The organism is Salinivibrio sp. MA351 (assembly GCF_001996065.1).
GTDB lineage: Bacteria > Pseudomonadota > Gammaproteobacteria > Enterobacterales > Vibrionaceae > Salinivibrio > Salinivibrio costicola.
Genome location: NZ_MUFG01000001.1, coordinates 135,093 through 153,029 on the forward strand (window position 1 = coordinate 135,093; position 17,937 = coordinate 153,029).

The 17,937-nt window shown below is 50.3% G+C and carries 16 protein-coding genes; 6 read left to right on the top strand and 10 right to left on the bottom strand.

Going from position 1 to position 17,937, the window contains the following annotated elements:
- The gene (gene mrcB, locus BZG78_RS00645; protein ID WP_077660098.1) at window positions 1–2,343 is read left to right on the top strand and encodes a penicillin-binding protein 1B; all 2,343 of its coding nucleotides are present in this window, start codon (window positions 1–3) and stop codon (window positions 2,341–2,343) included.
- An 84-nt stretch (window positions 2,344–2,427) separates the two neighbouring features.
- Here the strand turns inward: mrcB and BZG78_RS00650 are convergent, their stop codons facing one another.
- The 3 genes from BZG78_RS00650 to BZG78_RS00660 form a co-directional block, all read right to left on the bottom strand.
- Window positions 2,428–3,198, bottom strand: a complete 771-nt coding sequence (locus BZG78_RS00650; RefSeq protein WP_077459834.1) for an ABC transporter permease — start codon at window positions 3,196–3,198, stop codon at window positions 2,428–2,430.
- A complete protein-coding gene (locus BZG78_RS00655; protein WP_021024189.1) occupies window positions 3,195–4,118 on the bottom strand; it encodes an ABC transporter ATP-binding protein in 924 nt (307 codons plus the stop codon). Before BZG78_RS00655 ends, BZG78_RS00650 begins: the two co-directional genes overlap by 4 nt.
- 205 nt (window positions 4,119–4,323) lie before the next feature.
- Entirely contained in the window at window positions 4,324–5,982 is a 1,659-nt protein-coding gene (locus BZG78_RS00660) for a SulP family inorganic anion transporter (protein ID WP_077660099.1), read from the bottom strand.
- A 212-nt stretch (window positions 5,983–6,194) separates the two neighbouring features.
- Here BZG78_RS00660 and can point away from each other — a divergent pair, with 212 nt between their 5' ends.
- The 4 genes from can (at window position 6,195) to secF (ending at window position 10,062) form a co-directional block, all read left to right on the top strand.
- Window positions 6,195–6,869, top strand: a complete 675-nt coding sequence (can, locus tag BZG78_RS00665) for a carbonate dehydratase (RefSeq protein ID WP_077459835.1) — start codon at window positions 6,195–6,197, stop codon at window positions 6,867–6,869.
- A gap of 57 nt (window positions 6,870–6,926) precedes the next feature.
- Window positions 6,927–7,334, top strand: a complete 408-nt coding sequence (locus BZG78_RS00670; protein ID WP_131826061.1) for a hypothetical protein — start codon at window positions 6,927–6,929, stop codon at window positions 7,332–7,334.
- Window positions 7,335–7,440: 106 nt separating this feature from the next.
- Window positions 7,441–9,219, top strand: coding sequence for a protein translocase subunit SecD (gene secD, locus BZG78_RS00675; RefSeq protein ID WP_108743333.1), 1,779 nt, complete (start codon window positions 7,441–7,443; stop codon window positions 9,217–9,219).
- A gap of 12 nt (window positions 9,220–9,231) precedes the next feature.
- On the top strand, window positions 9,232–10,062 hold the full coding sequence (gene secF / locus BZG78_RS00680) for a protein translocase subunit SecF (RefSeq protein WP_158011773.1): 831 nt from the start codon (window positions 9,232–9,234) through the stop codon (window positions 10,060–10,062).
- A gap of 188 nt (window positions 10,063–10,250) precedes the next feature.
- Here secF and hpt read toward each other — a convergent pair whose 3' ends face one another.
- Entirely contained in the window at window positions 10,251–10,781 is a 531-nt protein-coding gene (hpt, locus tag BZG78_RS00685; protein ID WP_021024183.1) for a hypoxanthine phosphoribosyltransferase, read from the bottom strand.
- 347 nt (window positions 10,782–11,128) lie between these two features.
- On the opposite strand from hpt, the gene BZG78_RS00690 reads away from it, so the two are divergent.
- Complete coding sequence (locus BZG78_RS00690; RefSeq protein ID WP_077459838.1) at window positions 11,129–11,734, top strand: TetR/AcrR family transcriptional regulator; 606 nt, start codon at window positions 11,129–11,131, stop codon at window positions 11,732–11,734.
- Window positions 11,735–11,795: 61 nt separating this feature from the next.
- Here the strand turns inward: BZG78_RS00690 and BZG78_RS00695 are convergent, their stop codons facing one another.
- The 6 genes from BZG78_RS00695 to BZG78_RS00720 form a co-directional block, all read right to left on the bottom strand.
- Window positions 11,796–12,842, bottom strand: coding sequence for an ABC transporter ATP-binding protein (locus tag BZG78_RS00695; protein WP_077660103.1), 1,047 nt, complete (start codon window positions 12,840–12,842; stop codon window positions 11,796–11,798).
- On the bottom strand, window positions 12,839–14,470 hold the full coding sequence (locus BZG78_RS00700) for an iron ABC transporter permease (RefSeq protein WP_077660104.1): 1,632 nt from the start codon (window positions 14,468–14,470) through the stop codon (window positions 12,839–12,841). Before BZG78_RS00700 ends, BZG78_RS00695 begins: the two co-directional genes overlap by 4 nt.
- A 63-nt stretch (window positions 14,471–14,533) precedes the next feature.
- Window positions 14,534–15,550, bottom strand: a complete 1,017-nt coding sequence (locus BZG78_RS00705; RefSeq protein WP_021024179.1) for a Fe(3+) ABC transporter substrate-binding protein — start codon at window positions 15,548–15,550, stop codon at window positions 14,534–14,536.
- A 164-nt stretch (window positions 15,551–15,714) separates the two neighbouring features.
- On the bottom strand, window positions 15,715–16,944 hold the full coding sequence (locus BZG78_RS00710) for an ammonium transporter (RefSeq protein ID WP_077660105.1): 1,230 nt from the start codon (window positions 16,942–16,944) through the stop codon (window positions 15,715–15,717).
- A 17-nt stretch (window positions 16,945–16,961) separates the two neighbouring features.
- The gene (locus BZG78_RS00715; RefSeq protein ID WP_025673127.1) at window positions 16,962–17,300 is read right to left on the bottom strand and encodes a P-II family nitrogen regulator; all 339 of its coding nucleotides are present in this window, start codon (window positions 17,298–17,300) and stop codon (window positions 16,962–16,964) included.
- A 239-nt stretch (window positions 17,301–17,539) separates the two neighbouring features.
- Window positions 17,540–17,923: a YacL family protein gene (locus BZG78_RS00720; protein WP_158009957.1), complete on the bottom strand. Its 384-nt coding sequence runs from the start codon at window positions 17,921–17,923 to the stop codon at window positions 17,540–17,542.
- Window positions 17,924–17,937: the final 14 nt, after the last annotated feature.

A 17,937-nucleotide genomic window follows, 5' to 3' on the forward strand; every position in this document is an offset into this window, starting at 1 on the left:
ATGGCCGATAAAAAAACACGTTCACACGCGAGCAATAAAAAACGTTCATCACCGAAGCGTCAGCCGAACAAAGCCGCCGCCAAACCGAGCTGGAGCAAACGCTTGTTAAGCCTCGGATTGAAGTGCAGCCTGGTGGGAATCGCCGCCGTTGTCATGCTCGGTATTTATCTGGATGGTAAGATACAAGACCGTTTTAGTAGCGGCCAAATTTGGCAGCTTCCGGGCGTGGTATATGGCCGAGTGATTAACCTCTCACCAGGTAGCGATGTATCACTCCTTCAACTGCGTCAGCAATTGGATGCGCTGAATTACCAAAAAGTACGCACGCCGAAGCGTCCTGGTGAGTATTCGGCCTCACAAACACGGCTTGAAATCATTCGTCGTCCGTTTGATTTTGAAGATGGCCCGGCGCCCGCACGACATGCGATGCTGAGCTTTGGCGATAATCAAGTCAACCAGATTACTGACGTTAGCGCCAACCAACCGCTAGGGCTTTTACGCATCGAGCCGAAATTACTGGGCATGATGGAGTCTGGCATCAATGAGCAACGCCTATTTTTACCCCGAGAGCGTTTCCCAGAGTTTTTAGTCGAGGCGTTACTCACCACAGAAGATCGAGATTTTTATCACCATGAAGGCGTTTCACCCTCGGGGATCTTACGCGCACTCGTGGCTAATATTCGCGCCGGTCGTACCGTACAAGGCGGCTCTACCTTAACGCAACAGCTGGCTAAAAACCTCTTTCTCACCCGCGATCGCACCTTGTGGCGAAAAGCACAAGAAGCCTACATGGCATTGATCCTCGATTTTCGCTACAGCAAGGATAAACTGTTAGAAGCCTACTTTAACGAAGTCTATCTGGGACAAAATCGCGGCGAACCCGTACATGGTTTTCCGTTAGGCGCGCGACTCTATTTTGGACGTCCGATTAGCGAGTTACGGGTAGACCAACTGGCGCTGCTCGTGGGGATGGTAAAAGGGCCTTCCTACTACAACCCGTTCCGCCACCCTGAACGCGCGAAAAGTCGTCGCGATCTGGTGCTACGACTGATGCTAGAGCAAAATCGACTGTCAAGCGCCGATTACCAAGCGGCAGCCAGCCGTCCGCTTGATATTCAAAAAACGCCTACCCTATCGCGTCCTCAACCGGCTTACTTTGATCAACTCAAAGAAGAAATCCGTCATAAAGTCGGTGATAAATATGCCGCTGGCGCTGGGTTACGTATTTTCACCACCCTTGATCCTGTGTCACAACAAGCGATTGAGCGGGCGGTGACCGAAAAGGTGAAGGCGCTTACACATCGCGCAGGAAATCAACTAGAAGCCGCCGCCGTGATCGCAGACAGACGAAGTGGCGAGGTCCGTGCCATGGTGGGTGGCGCTCGCCCGGGCTTTGCAGGCTTTAACCGTGCCTTAAATGCGAAACGCGCTATCGGTTCACTCGCCAAACCTGCGGTTTATTTGACTGCATTAAATCAGCCTGAACGCTTTCAGCTCACCAGTAATATTGACGATAAGCCCATTCGTTTAGAAGGCAGTCAAGGGAGCAGTTGGCAACCTCGCAATTATGATCGCCAATACCGCGGCACCGTGTCGTTACTGACCGCCTTGGCAAAATCCTATAACGTGCCAACGGTCAACCTCGGCATGCAACTGGGGTTAGAAAATGTGGTTAACACCTTTGGTCAATTGGGGGCAAAAACTGACACCATTCCACGCGTTCCCTCTCTGCTTCTGGGGGCATTTAGCATGAGTCCATTTGAGGTCACTCAAGTCTACCAAACACTGGGCAATGCAGGGCAAAGGGCCCCATTAACGGCTCTGAGGGCCGTTACTACCAAAGAAGGTCAAGGATTGTATCAAAACTGGCCCAAAGCGGAACGTGTTGTGCCTGAGCAAGCCGGTTGGCTGACCTTGTATGCGATGAAGCAAGTGGTGAAACAGGGAACAGGGCGTTTCTTGCAGCAACGTCATCGCCATGCAGCACTCGCAGGCAAAACGGGGACAACAGATGATAACCGTGATAGCTGGTTCGTCGGTATCGACGACAAAGAAGTCACCACGGTGTGGTTGGGCCGCGATGATAATCAATCGACAGGGCTCACCGGGGCCTCTGGTGCTTTACGTGTTTATGATGATTATTTAAATCGTCGAGGCGCGACACCCTTGGCACTCCCTTGGCCTGCCGACATCACCACCGTGGCGGTCAGCCAACAAGGTAGCCAATACGCGCTAAATTGTCGCGGTGAGACGTCGCTCCCCGTATGGGACATAAACGGCCAGTTTGCCAAGCGATGTCGCCAGCCGGATCCCGTCGGTTGGCTTAAAGGTTTATTTAATTGACACCTTGTCCACTCGATACGCGTTTGTATACCAAACAGCGAGCAAAAAAACGCCCCAGCCATACTGACTGGGGCGGTGTGGTATTTAGCTACGCAAGCCGGTGCCTTTAGAAATCAAGCGCCAAGCCAGCGCGTATAAGCCGATAATAAACAGTAACAGCACCCCAAATGATGTCATGATCCCCACATCGGATACCCCTAAAAAGCCATAGCGAAACGCGTTAACCATATACACGATAGGGTTCAGTTTAGACACCCCTTGCCAAAACTCAGGCAACAGCGACAGCGAATAAAACACACCACCGAGATACGTTAGCGGGGTCAGTATAAAGGTCGGGATCAGGCTGATATCGTCAAACGTTTTGGCAAAAATGGCGTTAATCAGGCCTCCTAACGCAAACACGGCAGAGGTCAGCGTCACCGTGGTGACCACGATAAATGGATGCGCGATTTGCAAATCCACGAAGAACAAGGACGTCATTGTCACTAAAGCCCCCACCGCTAAGCCACGGCACATGCCTCCACCAATATAACCGGCAATAATCACATAGTTAGGGATAGGCGCGACTAACAGCTCCTCGATATTATGCTGAAACTTGGCACTAAAAAAGGAAGACGCCACATTGGAGTAGGAGTTAGTAATCACTGACATCATGATTAAGCCAGGAACGATATACTCCATGTAACTGAAACCTTCCATCTGGCCGATACGCGACCCAATCAAATTACCGAAAATGACAAAGTACAAGCTCATGGTAATCGCGGGCGGGACCAAGGTTTGCACCCAGATCCGAGTAAAACGCGCCACTTCTTTATAAATGAGGGTACGAAATGCAATCCAATACAAGGCATTCATGCGTGCTCCTCCCCATTTTTCTGAATTAAGGTGACAAACAACTCTTCTAAACGGTTGGCCTTATTACGCATGGATAATACTTGCACTCCCTGTTGTGACAACTGCTCAAAGACCGGGGTTAATCCCATTGACTTGCTGACTTCCACCTCCAAGGTATTGGTGTCAGTGGTCTGCCAGTTCACGCCCTCAAGCGCATTGAGCTGATGCCCAGGTTGGAGGTCGAGAATAAAAGTCTCAGCATCTAACTTCGATAACAGCGCCTTCATCGAGGTATCTTCGACCAGCTGCCCCCGATTGATAATGCCAATATTACGGCACAGGGTTTCGGCTTCTTCCAGATAATGGGTGGTGAGAATAATAGTGATCCCTTGACGATTAATCTGGCTTAAAAAGTCCCACATAGAACGGCGCAGCTCAATATCGACGCCTGCGGTTGGCTCGTCCAGGATCAGCAAACGCGGCTCGTGCATCAAGGCACGGGCTATCATCAACCGCCGTTTCATTCCACCCGATAAATTACGCGCGGGCTCATGGCGCTTGTCCCACAAATCCAGTTGTGAGAGATATTTCTTCGCACGCTCTTTAGCTTGCGCTCGCGGCACCCCATAGTAGCCAGCTTGGTTCACCACAATCTGCTGCACTTTCTCAAACTGATTAAAGTTGAACTCTTGTGGCACCAGACCAATTTGCTTTTTCGCCTCCACCTTTTGGGTGTCTAAGTCATAGCCAAAAATACTGACCTGCCCTTGGGTTTTATTGACCAGCGAACTCAGTATGCCAATAGTCGTGGATTTCCCCGCGCCATTTGGCCCGAGTAGCGCATAAAAATCGCCCTCCTCGACCGAGAGCGATACGCCTTTCAATGCCTTCACATTGGACCCGTACGTTTTGACGAGATCCTTGATTTCAATTGCTTTCATAAGCTCCCGTTAAGATAAAATCAGCATCATGCTGTCTGACGCATCAATGTTGCTATGGTAACCGGTATTGGTCTGAGAAACACCGCCACAAAAAAAGGGTTAATCGCACCGAGGGCGGCGATTAACCACGATCCATGCTATCGCGACTTTGCCTTTTGGAAATAAATACGCGTTGAGAATAAATACGCTTTGGCAGTCAATACGCTTACGCAGGCATGACTTCGACTAATCGATTGGCCGCTTCGAGTGCAGGCTTACGCGAAGTGAAGATGTGCGCGTCACGCACCCAATCGCCAATATGCAGGCGCTGAAGTTGCTCTCGCGTTTCATCATGCGGGCAAAGTAAAAATACCGTGCAATTCGCTTCACGCGCATCTTTGATTGCGTTTTCCAATGCCAGCCCTACCGTCATGTCCAGCATAGGCACATCACTTAAGTCGAGGATCATCACCCGAAACTCATTGATATGAGCGTGCTGACGGGCAATGGCCTTTGAGACACTGAAAATCATCGGGCCAGACAAGTAGAAAAAGAGTACGTGGCCATTACTGGCATCTAAAAGCGCACGCTCTTCATCATTTAACGGCACCTCATCGTCTTCCGCATCACTGATGGCCCGTACCTGTTTTGCCTGCTCGCGACTTAATCGCTCGATCACCAGTAAGTTAGCAATAAAGACACCCAGGCCCACCGCGACAATCAGATCAACAAATACAGTCAACGCCATCACACCGTACATGATACCGGTTTGCTGCAAGCTGATTTTGTGCGCGCGATGTAGAAAGCTCCAATCGAGAATATTAAAACCGACATAAAGCGCAATACCGGCAAGCACAGCCATTGGGATCGGCGCCGTTAATGCCCCCGCCACTAACACGACTGCGGCTAAAATAGCGGCACGTAATATCCCCGATAACGGTGAACGCGCCCCGACTTGTACATTGACCACAGTGCCCATGGTAGCACCGGCCCCCGGCAGTGCGCCAAACAGGCCTGCAATCATATTGGCGACGCCCTGGCCGCGCAATTCACGGTCGGAATTATGTTCTTGGCGAGTCAGCGAGTCGGCAATCACTGCGGTCAGTAAGGTGTCTATGCATCCTAACGTCCCCAGCACCAAGGCATCAATGACCATGGTGGTAAAATGCTCGGCGGTGATATGAGGCACTACCAGCGAGGGTAAACCGGTCGGGATCTCACCAATACGGCGGATGCTCTCGGCATCAAAAAGCAGTACCGACACCAAGGTAATACTGACTAAGGCGACAAGCTGAGCCGGGATAAAACGACGATATTTGGCCGGAAAGTAAAACAAAATACCCAAGGTGAGCGCACCAAGAAAAACTTCTTTAATATCGGCATTGATCACTAAATCCGGTATCGCTGTCAGGGTGCCTAAGACGCCGCCGGACGGTGCCGCTTGCCCTAATAATGGCGCGAGTTGGAGCAAAATCAAGATCACGCCAATCCCCGACATAAAACCGGACACCACGCTATACGGCATTAAGGTTACGTATTTGCCCAGCCGCAAACTGCCAATCAGCACTTGAAACGCGCCCGCCATCATCACCACAGTAAAGCCCATGGCAAGGCCATCTTCGGGATAACGCGACATCATGGCGGTGAGTACCGCGGTCATAATGACTGTCATCGGCCCCGTAGGCTCTGATATCAGCGTCGAAGAGCCACCAAATAGCGACGCGAACAGCCCCACCAAAATCGCTCCCCATAACCCGGCCTCAGCGCCAGCACCGGAGGCAACACCAAAGGCGAGCGCCAGTGGTAATGAGATAATCGCGGTGGTCACCCCGCCGAATAAATCCCCCTTTAATGACAACTGCGCAAATCGTCCTTTATCAAACACGCACTACCTCGACTACCGTTAAGATTATGATAGAGCGAACAGTATACGAATTTTCTCGTATTAACCTATCCGAGCAGTGGTTGAAAGCGTCACAGCGTGATCCGCTGGACGCGACCGATGTAAAAAAATGTGAATATTGATCTCAGTATATTTCACACCTCAAGAGTGCGGTATAGTGACGATTGATAACTTTGCCAACAGACTGAGTGAGCATGGCCCAGATAAAAGCGTTATTTGCCAACAATAAAGCCTGGTCAAAAGACATTCGTGATACGGATCCCCAGTTTTTTGCCGACCTAGCGAAAGAGCAGCATCCGGAATATTTGTGGATTGGTTGTGCCGATAGCCGTGTGCCTGCTGAGCGACTAACAGGATTAGACTCTGGCGAGCTGTTTGTGCATCGCAATGTCGCCAACCAAGTGATCCACACGGATTTAAACTGCTTGTCGGTAGTGCAATATGCCGTTGATGTGCTGCAAATCAAGCATATTATTGTCTGTGGTCATTACGGATGTGGCGGGGTGCATGCCGCGATTGAAAATCCCGAGCTGGGTCTTATCAATAATTGGCTATTACATATTCGCGACCTTTACCTTAAGCATAAAAGCTATCTGAGCCAATTGCCGCCCCAAGCGCGTGGTAATCGTTTATGTGAAATCAATGTCGCTGAGCAGGTTTATCATTTAGGCAACTCCACCATTTTACGCGCCGCCTGGGAACGAGGCCAAGATGTCAATATCCATGGCTGGTTTTACGACACTACTGACGGGATCTTACGCGATCTCGGTATGACAGCGAACAGCCGTGAATCGTTAGAGATACACTATCAAGCGGCGATGAGCCATTTGGTCCCCGGCGCGGCCACACATCCTCTCTATGAAAATTAACACAATGCTGACGCTATAATGCTTGTGCGCGGTGATGAATCGTCGTACAACACGACCATGACTCCGATCACACCTTCATCCCACGCTACGCATCGCTCTCCGCTACTCTTGTGGCTGATGGCGAGCCTGATGCTGTTTGCGGTGATCGCTAATGCCGTGGCGAAATCTCATGTTTCACCGTGGCAGCCAAATCAGCAAATTCATACGCTACAACACACACCGGCCCTACTGTCGACCGCAAGAGCCAGCGTTGCACTGCCAGCCCCTTTATTGGATGACGATCCCCAACCGCCACATTTAGCCACCCTTTTTCCTCCCACGCACGTTAGCCTTGCTTGGCACCTCATCGCCTTTTTGTGCGTGCTTGGGGTGTATCTCTCCCGCCAATATCTTGCATTTTCGTTCCCCCGCCTCGGAGGCTGGCGAGAACACAATCTGCAATATCGCTTTATTCATTCGCGTTAATCGTTCGCTTTCCTGAAGGCCTGTGCGCCTTAATCCCCCAGTAGCGACATCGAGTTCACACTCGATGTGAGGTTTGCTGTGCACGATGCACAGCCAAGGAGAAAAAATGAATAAAGCAACTCCCGTTAATCGGTATGCGTTGTGGCACTATGCTGTATTGGTGCTGATGCTAATCGTACTCACCATGCAGGCATTACCGAGCTTTTTTGGCGATCATCCTGTAGTGAGCGTGTCTCATCACTCTCACCACGCGCTGCAAGGCTGGCTAAACGCCCATTCAGAGGCCGTCAGTGAGGTACGTTATGACTCGCAAGGGAATGTCACCTTAATCACGCCCGATATTAGCCAGCAACAGAACGTACAACAGCAATTAAAAGGCGCCCTAGGTGCCGATGCGGAGATCACTCTCGATTATTTATCCGCAGCGCCCGCGTGGCTATCCCGCCTAGGCGCCGAGCCGGTTAAGCTAGGGCTAGATCTGCGCGGTGGCGTCCAATTATTACTGTGGGTCGACACCGACCAAGCACTGACCCATCAAGCAGACGCCTTGCTCCAAAGCCTCAACCTTTGGTTAGACAGTCAGCGCTTGCCGCCGACCGCGAGCCTCAACCAGCAGGATAAAACCACGGTGCAATTGCCGATGTTAAATGCCGCTGTTCGTACCAAAGTGAGCGGTTGGTTTACTGAGCATTATCCGCAATGGCGCTTTAGCAGTGCCACCCATCGCTGGCAAATGACAGACACCGAGCGTGAGGCCATGCGTCATCAAGCCGTACGTCAGAATATCGATATTCTGCGCAAGCGTATCGACGCGTTAGGCGTGGCCGAAGCCAGTGTGCAGCGTCAAGGCAAAGACTATATTCGTATCGAACTACCTGGCGTGCATGATCCTAAGCAAGCCAAAAGCGTGATTGGTGCCACCGCCTCACTCGCATTCTATGCCCTCGATCCTACCAGCCCTAAACCACTATACGATGCGCAGCACAATGCCGTCCCGCTCGCGCGCCACGCCATTTTAGGCGGTGAACATATTATTGATGCGCGCACCAGTGTCGATGAAATGCGCCGTCCTCAAGTCGACATTCGCCTGGATAAACAAGGTGGCGAGACCATGCTCGCGTTTACTCGTCGGCACTTGGGCGATCCAATGGCGACCGTTTATCGCGAGTACCAAACCAATGCGCAGGGCGATCTGGTGGCTCACGAGCGCGTGATCAACGTAGCGACCATCCAAAGTGCGCTCAGTGATCGCTTTCGGATCACGGGGCTATCGAGCCCAGAAGAAGCGCGTAACCTCTCGATGCTATTGCGTGCCGGCGCATTAACCGCCCCCATTAAAATCGTCGAAGAGCGCGCCATTGGTCCCACCTTAGGTGCTGAGAATATTAAAGCAGGCTTTTCCGCACTGGCTGTCGGCATGATCGGCATGGCTATCTTTATGGTGCTTTGGTATCGCCGTTTTGGCTGGGTGGCGATTGTGTCGCTTACTGCCAACCTCATGATGCAAGTCGGTCTTCTCGCGCTACTGCCCGGTGCTGTGCTGACGTTGCCAGGCATCGCGGGCCTTGTACTCACGGTAGGCATGGCGGTCGATACCAATGTGCTTATTTTTGAGCGTATTCGCGATCGCTTGCGAGCGGGCGCAAGCCTAGCCAATGCCATTGATACCGGCTATCGCGCGGCGTTTAGCACAATTTTTGACGCCAATATCACCACCTTGATTTCTGCGGCCTGTTTGTACGCCGTCGGCTCTGGCCCCTTACAAGGGTTTGCCACCACTCTTATTCTGGGGCTGTGCGCCAGCATGATAACCGGCATTATTGGCACCCGAGCCATCATCAATCCGATTTGGGGGCGTGATCGCCGCCGCGCGGTGACCATTTAAGGAATGAATACCATGAACTTAACCCAAGCCCGCTATACCAGCTTCGCTCTCTCCGCGCTGCTAATAACCATGAGCATCTGGGCGATTACTTATTATGGCCTGAACCTAGGCATCGACTTTACCGGCGGTATCGTGATTGACTTCGCGCTACCAAGCTTGGCTGGCAGTGATACGCTGATCCCAGCCCTGCACAGTCAGTTTGGCGATCTGGCCACGCTCAAGGCAAGTACCACGCAGGGACAGTGGCAGTTAGTGTTGCCCCACTCCTCTCAATGGCAAGATCCTCAACAGGTGATGGTACAAATCAGTACTGCGTTATCGATGCCAGTGAGTTTGATTCAAGCTGACGTAGTCGGCCCTCAGGTCGGTCAGGTCCTGTTTGAACAAGGTGGCTTAGCCCTACTGGTTGCCTCGTTGGCGATCATGCTTTATTTGGCGATTCGCTTTGAGTGGCGACTCGCCCTAGCAGCCATAGGCGCGCTGGTACACGATGTCACCCTCACCTTGGGGCTACTCGCCATTCTCGCCGTGCCCATGGATCTCAATGTGATTGCCGGGTTGCTAGCTGTAATCGGTTACTCGCTCAATGACTCGATTGTGATCGGTGACCGGCTGCGCGATGTCCTAAGGGCCAAACCGAGCCAATGTGTTTATATCAGCACCAATATTGCGGTCTGCGAGACCTTCTCGCGTACCTTGATCACTGCCGGGACGACGCTGTTTACCATCGGATGCTTGTTGATACTGGGTGGCGATGCGCTATATGGCTTTGCCCTAACGCTGTTTGTGGGGGTGCTCACTGGAACTTGGTCATCGGTCGCCGTCGCATCTTGCCTACAATAAATACTGGGGCTATCGGCTTCGCATTATCAGCGTGCGCCAGAGCATGAGGGGACGTGCTAACCCACCGAACCCGCTATGTTTCCTACAAAAGTCGCTACAAAAAAACCGAGCAAGCGCTCGGTTTTTTCATTTATCGTAATAACCACCGGCCACTCTGTGATGACAGGCGTTACGCGTCGCTGCGGAGATTAATCCAATGGGATCACTTTACCGATATACGGCAAATGGCGATATTTCTGAGCGTAATCAATCCCAACCCCGACAACAAATTCATCCGGGATGGTAAAGCCAAGCCAATCGACTGTCACATTCACTTCGCGGCGCTCGGGTTTATCGAGCAGGGTACAAATACGTACCGAGTTTGGCTCACGCAGCGATAAGATTTCGCAGACTTTACTGAGCGTGTTGCCAGTATCAATGATATCTTCAACCAAAAGAATGTCTTTTCCTTTGATGTCGTCATCCAAATCTTTAAGAATGCGCACGTCACGCGTGCTTTCCATGCTATTGCCATAGCTTGATGCGGTCATAAAGTCGACCGAATGTGGCAAGTCAATCGCGCGACATAAATCAGCCATAAAGACGAACGAGCCGCGCAGCAACCCGACCAAAACAAGGTCGTTTGAGTCTTTATAATGCTCATTGATCTCGGCGCCCAGGGCTTTTACTCGCGCCTGTACGTCCTGTTCTGAAATCATCACTTCAACGGTGTGTTTCATATCTGCCCCGATGGTTTGTCCCCACGATCGCGGGGGTCACTAACAAAGGTGGCATAGTCTAGCACTAAATCGATTGCGGATCCCAGTCACGCCGGTTGTCAGCCATTTGCACCCGCACACTAGTTAACTATCACACTGATTGATAAGAAAAAATAATCCATGCCTGTCTTTTTAATAATGAATGACTTTTTTTGCAGACAAAATTACCGTTTTACGGCCCAGATCAGCTTTACGCCCGTTGTCAGACGATAAATAGCTGGTATAAACTCAATATCGCTAATAAGAAAATTGTTAGCACAAACAATAATTAATTTGTACAAACCAAAAATAAGTTGGCAGGTTTTAGGATGGCTCAATCAAATGAAAGAACAAGGACGCGACTGTCGCCGGAAAGACGTAAAGAGCAGTTATTAACTTGTGGTTTAGATGTTTTTGCGAAACGCGGTATTGGCCGCGCTGGGCACGCGGATATCGCAGACATGGCGGACGTTTCCGTCGCGACCGTCTTTAACTACTTTCCCACGCGCGAAGACCTTGTGGAAGAAATCCTTGCACAAACCGAAAAGCACTTTATTGCGTTGATTAATGAGTGTACCGAGCAAGATCAATCGATGCGCGGCGCATTAAACTGTATCACATCACAGATAATTGATACCGCACTCGCCGATAAAGCGTGGATGAAAGTCTGGTTTGAGTGGAGTACGTCGATTCGCGAGGATATTTGGCCACGTTTTGTCAAAGGCAGTCGAGATGCGGTTGATCAGTTCGAGAACGTATTTAAACGTGGCATCGAAAAAGGCGAAATGACAGATCGCCATCAACCCAGAGAGCTCGCCAGCATGCTAGCAGGGGTCTGCTATGTGCTATTTTTACAAGCCCACCAACAGCCCGATAAAGCGGCGCTTAATGCCATGGCCCAGCATTACATTGATGTATTATGCCAGCATGGCTAAACGCCATGGCACGATAGAAAGCCAACGTCACGTTGGCTTTTTAATGCGTCATCCATGCGCGTTAGGGATCGATAAAACTCGGTCCATCATTGAACAAAACGGGCTCATGAGAACGAATATTTAAACGCACTTTTTCTCCGACCGACAGCGGCTCTCGAGCGTGAACCGACAACTTCTGCCCATAAATATCAATGGTGTAGCGGCTGCTATCTCCCATAAACTGCTGTGACAAGACCTGTCCCTCGCCCTGATCGTCTGCCCGAATACTTAAAAATTGTGGCCGGAGTAACCACCAATGCGGGCCGGGATGACAATGTACAGGACGCGGCCAAGGGCCAAGTGGCGTCTGCATTTGCTCTTGCTCAGACACGGTTACAGGAACATAAGACCCTTGACCAAGAAAATCTGCCACAAAGCGGCTTGCAGGCTGATAATAGACCTCTGTGGTATCACCGAACTGTTCTATAAGGCCTTGATTCATTACGGCCAATTTATCGGCAAAGGCAAAGGCTTCTTCGCGACTGTGAGTCACCAAAATCGCTGTCACACCCTGTGATTTAAAAATACGCCGGATCTCTTCAATCAAGTCGTGGCGTACCTGGGTGTCAATGTTAGAAAAAGGCTCGTCCAGTAATAATAGATCGGGTTCATAGGCAAGCGCACGGGCAATCGCTACCCGTTGCTGTTGACCACCGGATAATTGATGCGGATAACGATCCCCAAGGTCAGTTAAATGGACCAATTTAAGCATGTCAGCCACTTTGCCCGCTCGCGCTTGAGCGGCCAACTGTGAAAGTCCAAACCCGATATTCTCTGCAACGGTTAGGTGCGGAAAAAGCGCATAATCTTGAAAGATCATACCGATATTACGCTGCTCAGGTGGCACAGAGTAATGCTCATTATCCATGACTTTACAGCCAATCGATAGCGTCCCTGCCGATAGCGGCATTAAACCTGCCATTGCTTTTAACAAGGTGGTTTTTCCGCAGCCACTGGCGCCGAGTAGGCAAACAATCTCTCCAGGAGCCACTTGCAGCGATAAATCTTTTAAGACAGGCGTGCCATTATAGCTGCAGGTCAGGTTTTTAATCGACAAGGCGCACTTCATTGATATTTCTGCTCCAATGACCGGTTAATCAAGATAAGCGGAATTAAGCCAACCACTACCAGTAAAATTGCCGGTAATGCGGCGTACTCTAAGTGTTCATCAGAGGTAAAGTTGTACACATAGGTGGCCAGTGTTTCAAAGTTAAATGGACGCAGTAAAATAGCCGCATTAAGCTCTTTCATCGACTCAATAAACACCAGCAACATCGCAATAAGCGTACCACGACGAATTAAAGGCAGGTGCACGCGGCGAATGACCCCCGTGGTGGTGCAGCCCATGGTTCGCGCCGCCATATCGAGCGAAGGGGGGATTTTGGCCATGCTTGATTCGATACTACCAATGGCAACGGCACTAAAGCGCACTACAAATGCTGCCAGCAAGGCGATCATGGTCCCTGACAGTACCAGCCCTGGCCGACCCCATTCGTAGGCGGTGGCAACATCATTAATGACATGATCACCGCGCGTAAGCACCAACATTACCCCGATAGCGAGCACGGTGCCGGGTACCGCATAGCCCATAGATGCCAGACGCATTGGCGCAACACTCATGCCATCACCACGTAAGCGACGATAGACATTCACCGTCCACGCAATAGCCACCGCAATAACAGCTGCCAACGTCGAGGTATAAAAGCTGTTATAGCTAAACGCGGCGAAATCACTGATGGCATTTTTTTCATAGTAGTGCCATGCGTACATTACCAACTGTAAAAGCGGTAAGATAAAAGCCAATGATAATAGGCTCCAGCACCAGACTACTACGCCTACTTTACGCCAGCCTCGCAAAGGCGTTTTCTCGATTGCGTCACTGCTTGAGCTTGGACTAAATTGGGCTTGTTTACGTCGTCCATAACGCTCGGCACTGATTAAAAGAAAAATCGCCATCAGCATTATCGAGGATATTTTAGCTGCTGCCGTTAAGCTTGAATAACTCAACCAAGTATCATAGACCGCCGTGGTCAGTGTGCTAACGGCAAAATAATTGACCGTACCAAAGTCGCCCAACGCCTCCATCGCCACCAGCGACGCGCCAACGGCAATAGCGGGCCGGGCTAGCGGCAAAGAAATTCGGCGAAAACTCTGAAGTGGCGAGCAACCCAACAGGCGGGCAGAATGGGTCAAGGTCACACTTTGCTCCATAAAAGCAGCGCGTGTTAATAAGTAAATATAAGGGTACAGCACCAGCGCTAAGACAAAGCAAGCCCCCGTTAGCGTGCGCATATCGGGGAACCAATAATCGGTCACGCTTTGCCATTCAAAGGCATACCGTAAAGCGCGCTGCAACGGCCCAGCATAATCAAACCAGTCCGTATAGATATAACCGATAATATACCCGGGCATCGCCAGCGGTAGGACCATCGCCCATTGCAATTGTCGGCTGCCAGGGACCTGATACATCGCCAGCATCCACGCTGTCGGGACACCCAGTATCATCGCAATCGCGACCACACCAACCACTAACAGACTGGTATTTAGGGTATAGGTAGGGAGCACGGTCTGGAACAGGTGAGGAAAAATATCACCTGTATCACCAACCGCGGTGTAAAAGATCGCTAAGATCGGCAAAACCAGCAACAGGGCTAGGCCCCAGCTGCTGGTTTTTATAATGGGTAATCTATCTCGCATGGCCTACTACATTAAGGCGTCAGAGAAAGACAACAGGGGCGGTCGTCGCCCCTATGCGATGGTTTACAGGTCGAACTGAACTTCATCCAACAGCTTCACTGATTGGGCATAGTTATCAGCAATCGCCTCTAACGGCATTGGGTCGTGCTTATAATCCCCCCAAGATGCCACTAGCTCAGACTTCTCGACACCCGCTTTCACCGGCTCTTCGAAGTTAACCTCAGCATACATATGCTGCGCTTTGTCTGACGTTAAAAATTCCATAAGTTTAAGCGCGTTTTCTTGGTTCGGTGCGTACTTCGCCATCGCCATACCACTCACATTGACATGTGTCCCATGAGTATTCTGGCCCGGATAATTTAGATAAACCGCTTCCGCCCACGCTGTTTGCTCTTCATCGTTTAGCATCTTACCTAGGTAATAGCTATTCCCTAGCGACACATCACAGAGCCCTTCTTTAATCGCTTTTACTTGCGCGCGATCGTTACCTTGTGGTTTACGCGCGAGGTTGTCTTTAACCCCTTCTAGCCATTCTTTGGCTTTCGCTTCACCATGGTTTTCAATGATAGCGGACACAAGAGAGACATTATAAGGGTGTTTGCCTGAACGGGTACAAATCTTGCCTTTCCATTCGGGTTTTGCCAAGTCAAGATAGTCAAAATCGTCACCTAACTCGCCAACTCGCTCCCGAGAAGAGTATACCGCACGTGCACGCGTTGTCAGCGCTACCCACTTATCTTCACTATCACGAAACTGTTCAGGCACATTGCTATCAATCACATCGCTTTGAACCGCTTGCACCACATCTTGGTTTAACAGCTCTTTAAGGCGTGAAATATCAACCGTAAGAAGGACATCTGCTGGGCTATATTCGCCTTCCTGCTTGACCTTTTCTGCCATGCCTTTTTTAGCAAACTTAACGTTTACCTTGATGCCAGTCTCTTCAGTAAACGCATCAAACATGGGTTCAATCAAAAACGGTTGGCGATACGAGTAGACATTCACTTCTTCAGCCGCGAACGCAGTACTTGTTCCTAGCAGGCTAGCCGTCACAGCCGAGGCAATCAGCAGTTTTTTCATCGTAACAGTCCTTAAATATGATGATAAATGATAACGAATCTCACTTTCGTTAGTATACAGAGAATGACTGAATGCTCAATATCGATAGAATCAAAAAAAAACGAAACCCTACTGTAAAAATGTAAGGTTTCGTTTCAGAGTTTAACGATGTCTTATACGCGTGGCTATTTTACGCTGACAAATTCGGGATACGCATCAATACCGCAATCGTGTAAGTCCATACCCGACATCTCTTCTTCTTCGGTCACGCGAATACCCATGGTTTTCTTCAATATCCACCAAACCACGCAGCTTGCACCGAATACCCAGGCAAAAATAACGGCCGCTCCCAGAAGCTGGGCACCAAAGGTCGCTGCTTTGTTACTTAAAGGCACAACCATGAGGCCAAAGAAACCACACACACCGTGGACGGAAATCGCACCGACAGGATCGTCAATTTTTATCTTGTCGAGACCGATAATACTGAACACGACGATGGCCCCAGATACCACACCAATGATCAGTGCCGCCACTGGTGAGGGTGACAGCGGATCGGCGGTAATTGCCACCAAGCCAGCCAACGCGCCATTTAAAACCATGGTCAAATCCGCTTTCCCCCATAGGGTTTTGCATACCAGTAAGGCTGCAATAGCACCGGCCGCCGCCGCCGCATTCGTGTTGAGGAAGATTTGTCCCACCGCTGTCGCATTCTCAAAATCTGAGACCATCAACTGCGAGCCGCCATTGAAACCAAACCAGCCGAACCAAAGGATAAACGTCCCCAAGGTCGCTAACGGCAAGTTAGAGCCAGGAATCGGGTTGATTTTACCGTTTTTGCTGTACTTGCCTTTACGCGCACCTAACAAGAGCACACCGGCTAATGCCGCGGAAGCACCGGCCATGTGAACAATTCCTGAGCCGGCAAAGTCACTGAAACCGGCCTCAGATAGGAAGCCGCCGCCCCAAGTCCAATATCCTTCAACTGGATAGATCACCGCCGTCAAGATGACAGAGAAAACCAGGAACGCCCACAGTTTCATTCGTTCCGCGACGGCACCAGACACTACTGACATAGCGGTAGCAACAAACACGACTTGGAAAAAGAAGTCTGATTCCAATGAATGATCAGCCTCTGCGCCCTGTGTGCCAATCAAGGTGCCAAATGAAGGTATAAAACCCCCACCCGCATTGTCGACATACATGATGTTGTAACCGACCAGTAAATACATGGTGCACGCAATGGCATATAAGCAGATATTTTTGGTCAGGATCTCCGTGGTATTTTTAGATCGCACCAAGCCGGCTTCTAACATCGCAAAGCCCGCGGCCATCCACATCACCAACGCGCCGGATAAAAGAAAGAAAAAGGTGTCGAGCGCGTAGCGCAATTCTGTCACCGTATTAACCAGTTCCATTGTCTATACTCCCTGTATTAAATTGCTTCCAAATCCATTTCACCGGTACGAATACGCACCGCCTGCTGAAGATCGAAGACAAAGATTTTGCCATCGCCGATTTTTCCGGTCTGTGCAGCATTAGAAATCGCTTCAACGACAGAATCCACATTCTCGCTCTGTACCGCGATTTCAAGTTTCACTTTGGGTAAAAAATCGACTTGGTATTCGGCGCCACGATATAATTCTGTGTGCCCTTTTTGGCGGCCAAAGCCTTTGACTTCCGAGACCGTCATGCCATCAATACCGGCATCCGCCAACGCTTCACGAACGTCATCAAGCTTAAATGGCTTGATAATGGCGCTAATCAGTTTCATATCCTTCTCCTGAGTCCTTGTGTTTGCTTCACACTGTAGGTATCAAGAGCCGTGCCAATATTTGATGGCTTTAAAATCATGTATTTAGAAAATAAGGAGGGGTAATTCGAGGAGTTTGCACTATAAAAGTGCGAGGTATTCACCAAGACAGCGCATCGGCAATGTGTTATCGCTCAACTGCACCATCAGCGATCATCGAAAAAACGCGGGCCGATTCCCCGCTCCGCGTTTATCTCGAGTTATCGTCGACCATAACGGATAATAAAGTCGCGATAGGCCGATAACATTTCCATAAAGTCATCATAGCCACACGCGGCACAGCTTTCTTGATCATAAAACGTCAATGCCTGCGCACTGAGGGTTGCTTGCGCCTCATCCGATGGTGTTTGTAGCATGGCATTCGCCATCACCACCACTTCATCTTTATTGGCTGTTAAGGTAAAAGTATGCCCGCGCCATTGCTGTTCGTTTTCCAGCTGAGCGAGGGCCTCGACATATTGCTCAACGTGGCTAAGCTCAGTGCCTACTTCATCGAACAACCAGCGACCAATCGCTTCATGGCCCATTGAGAACACAATGCGATAACTGTCATCAAAACTATTGCGAGAAAATTCGTAATCCACATCCACCTCCAATC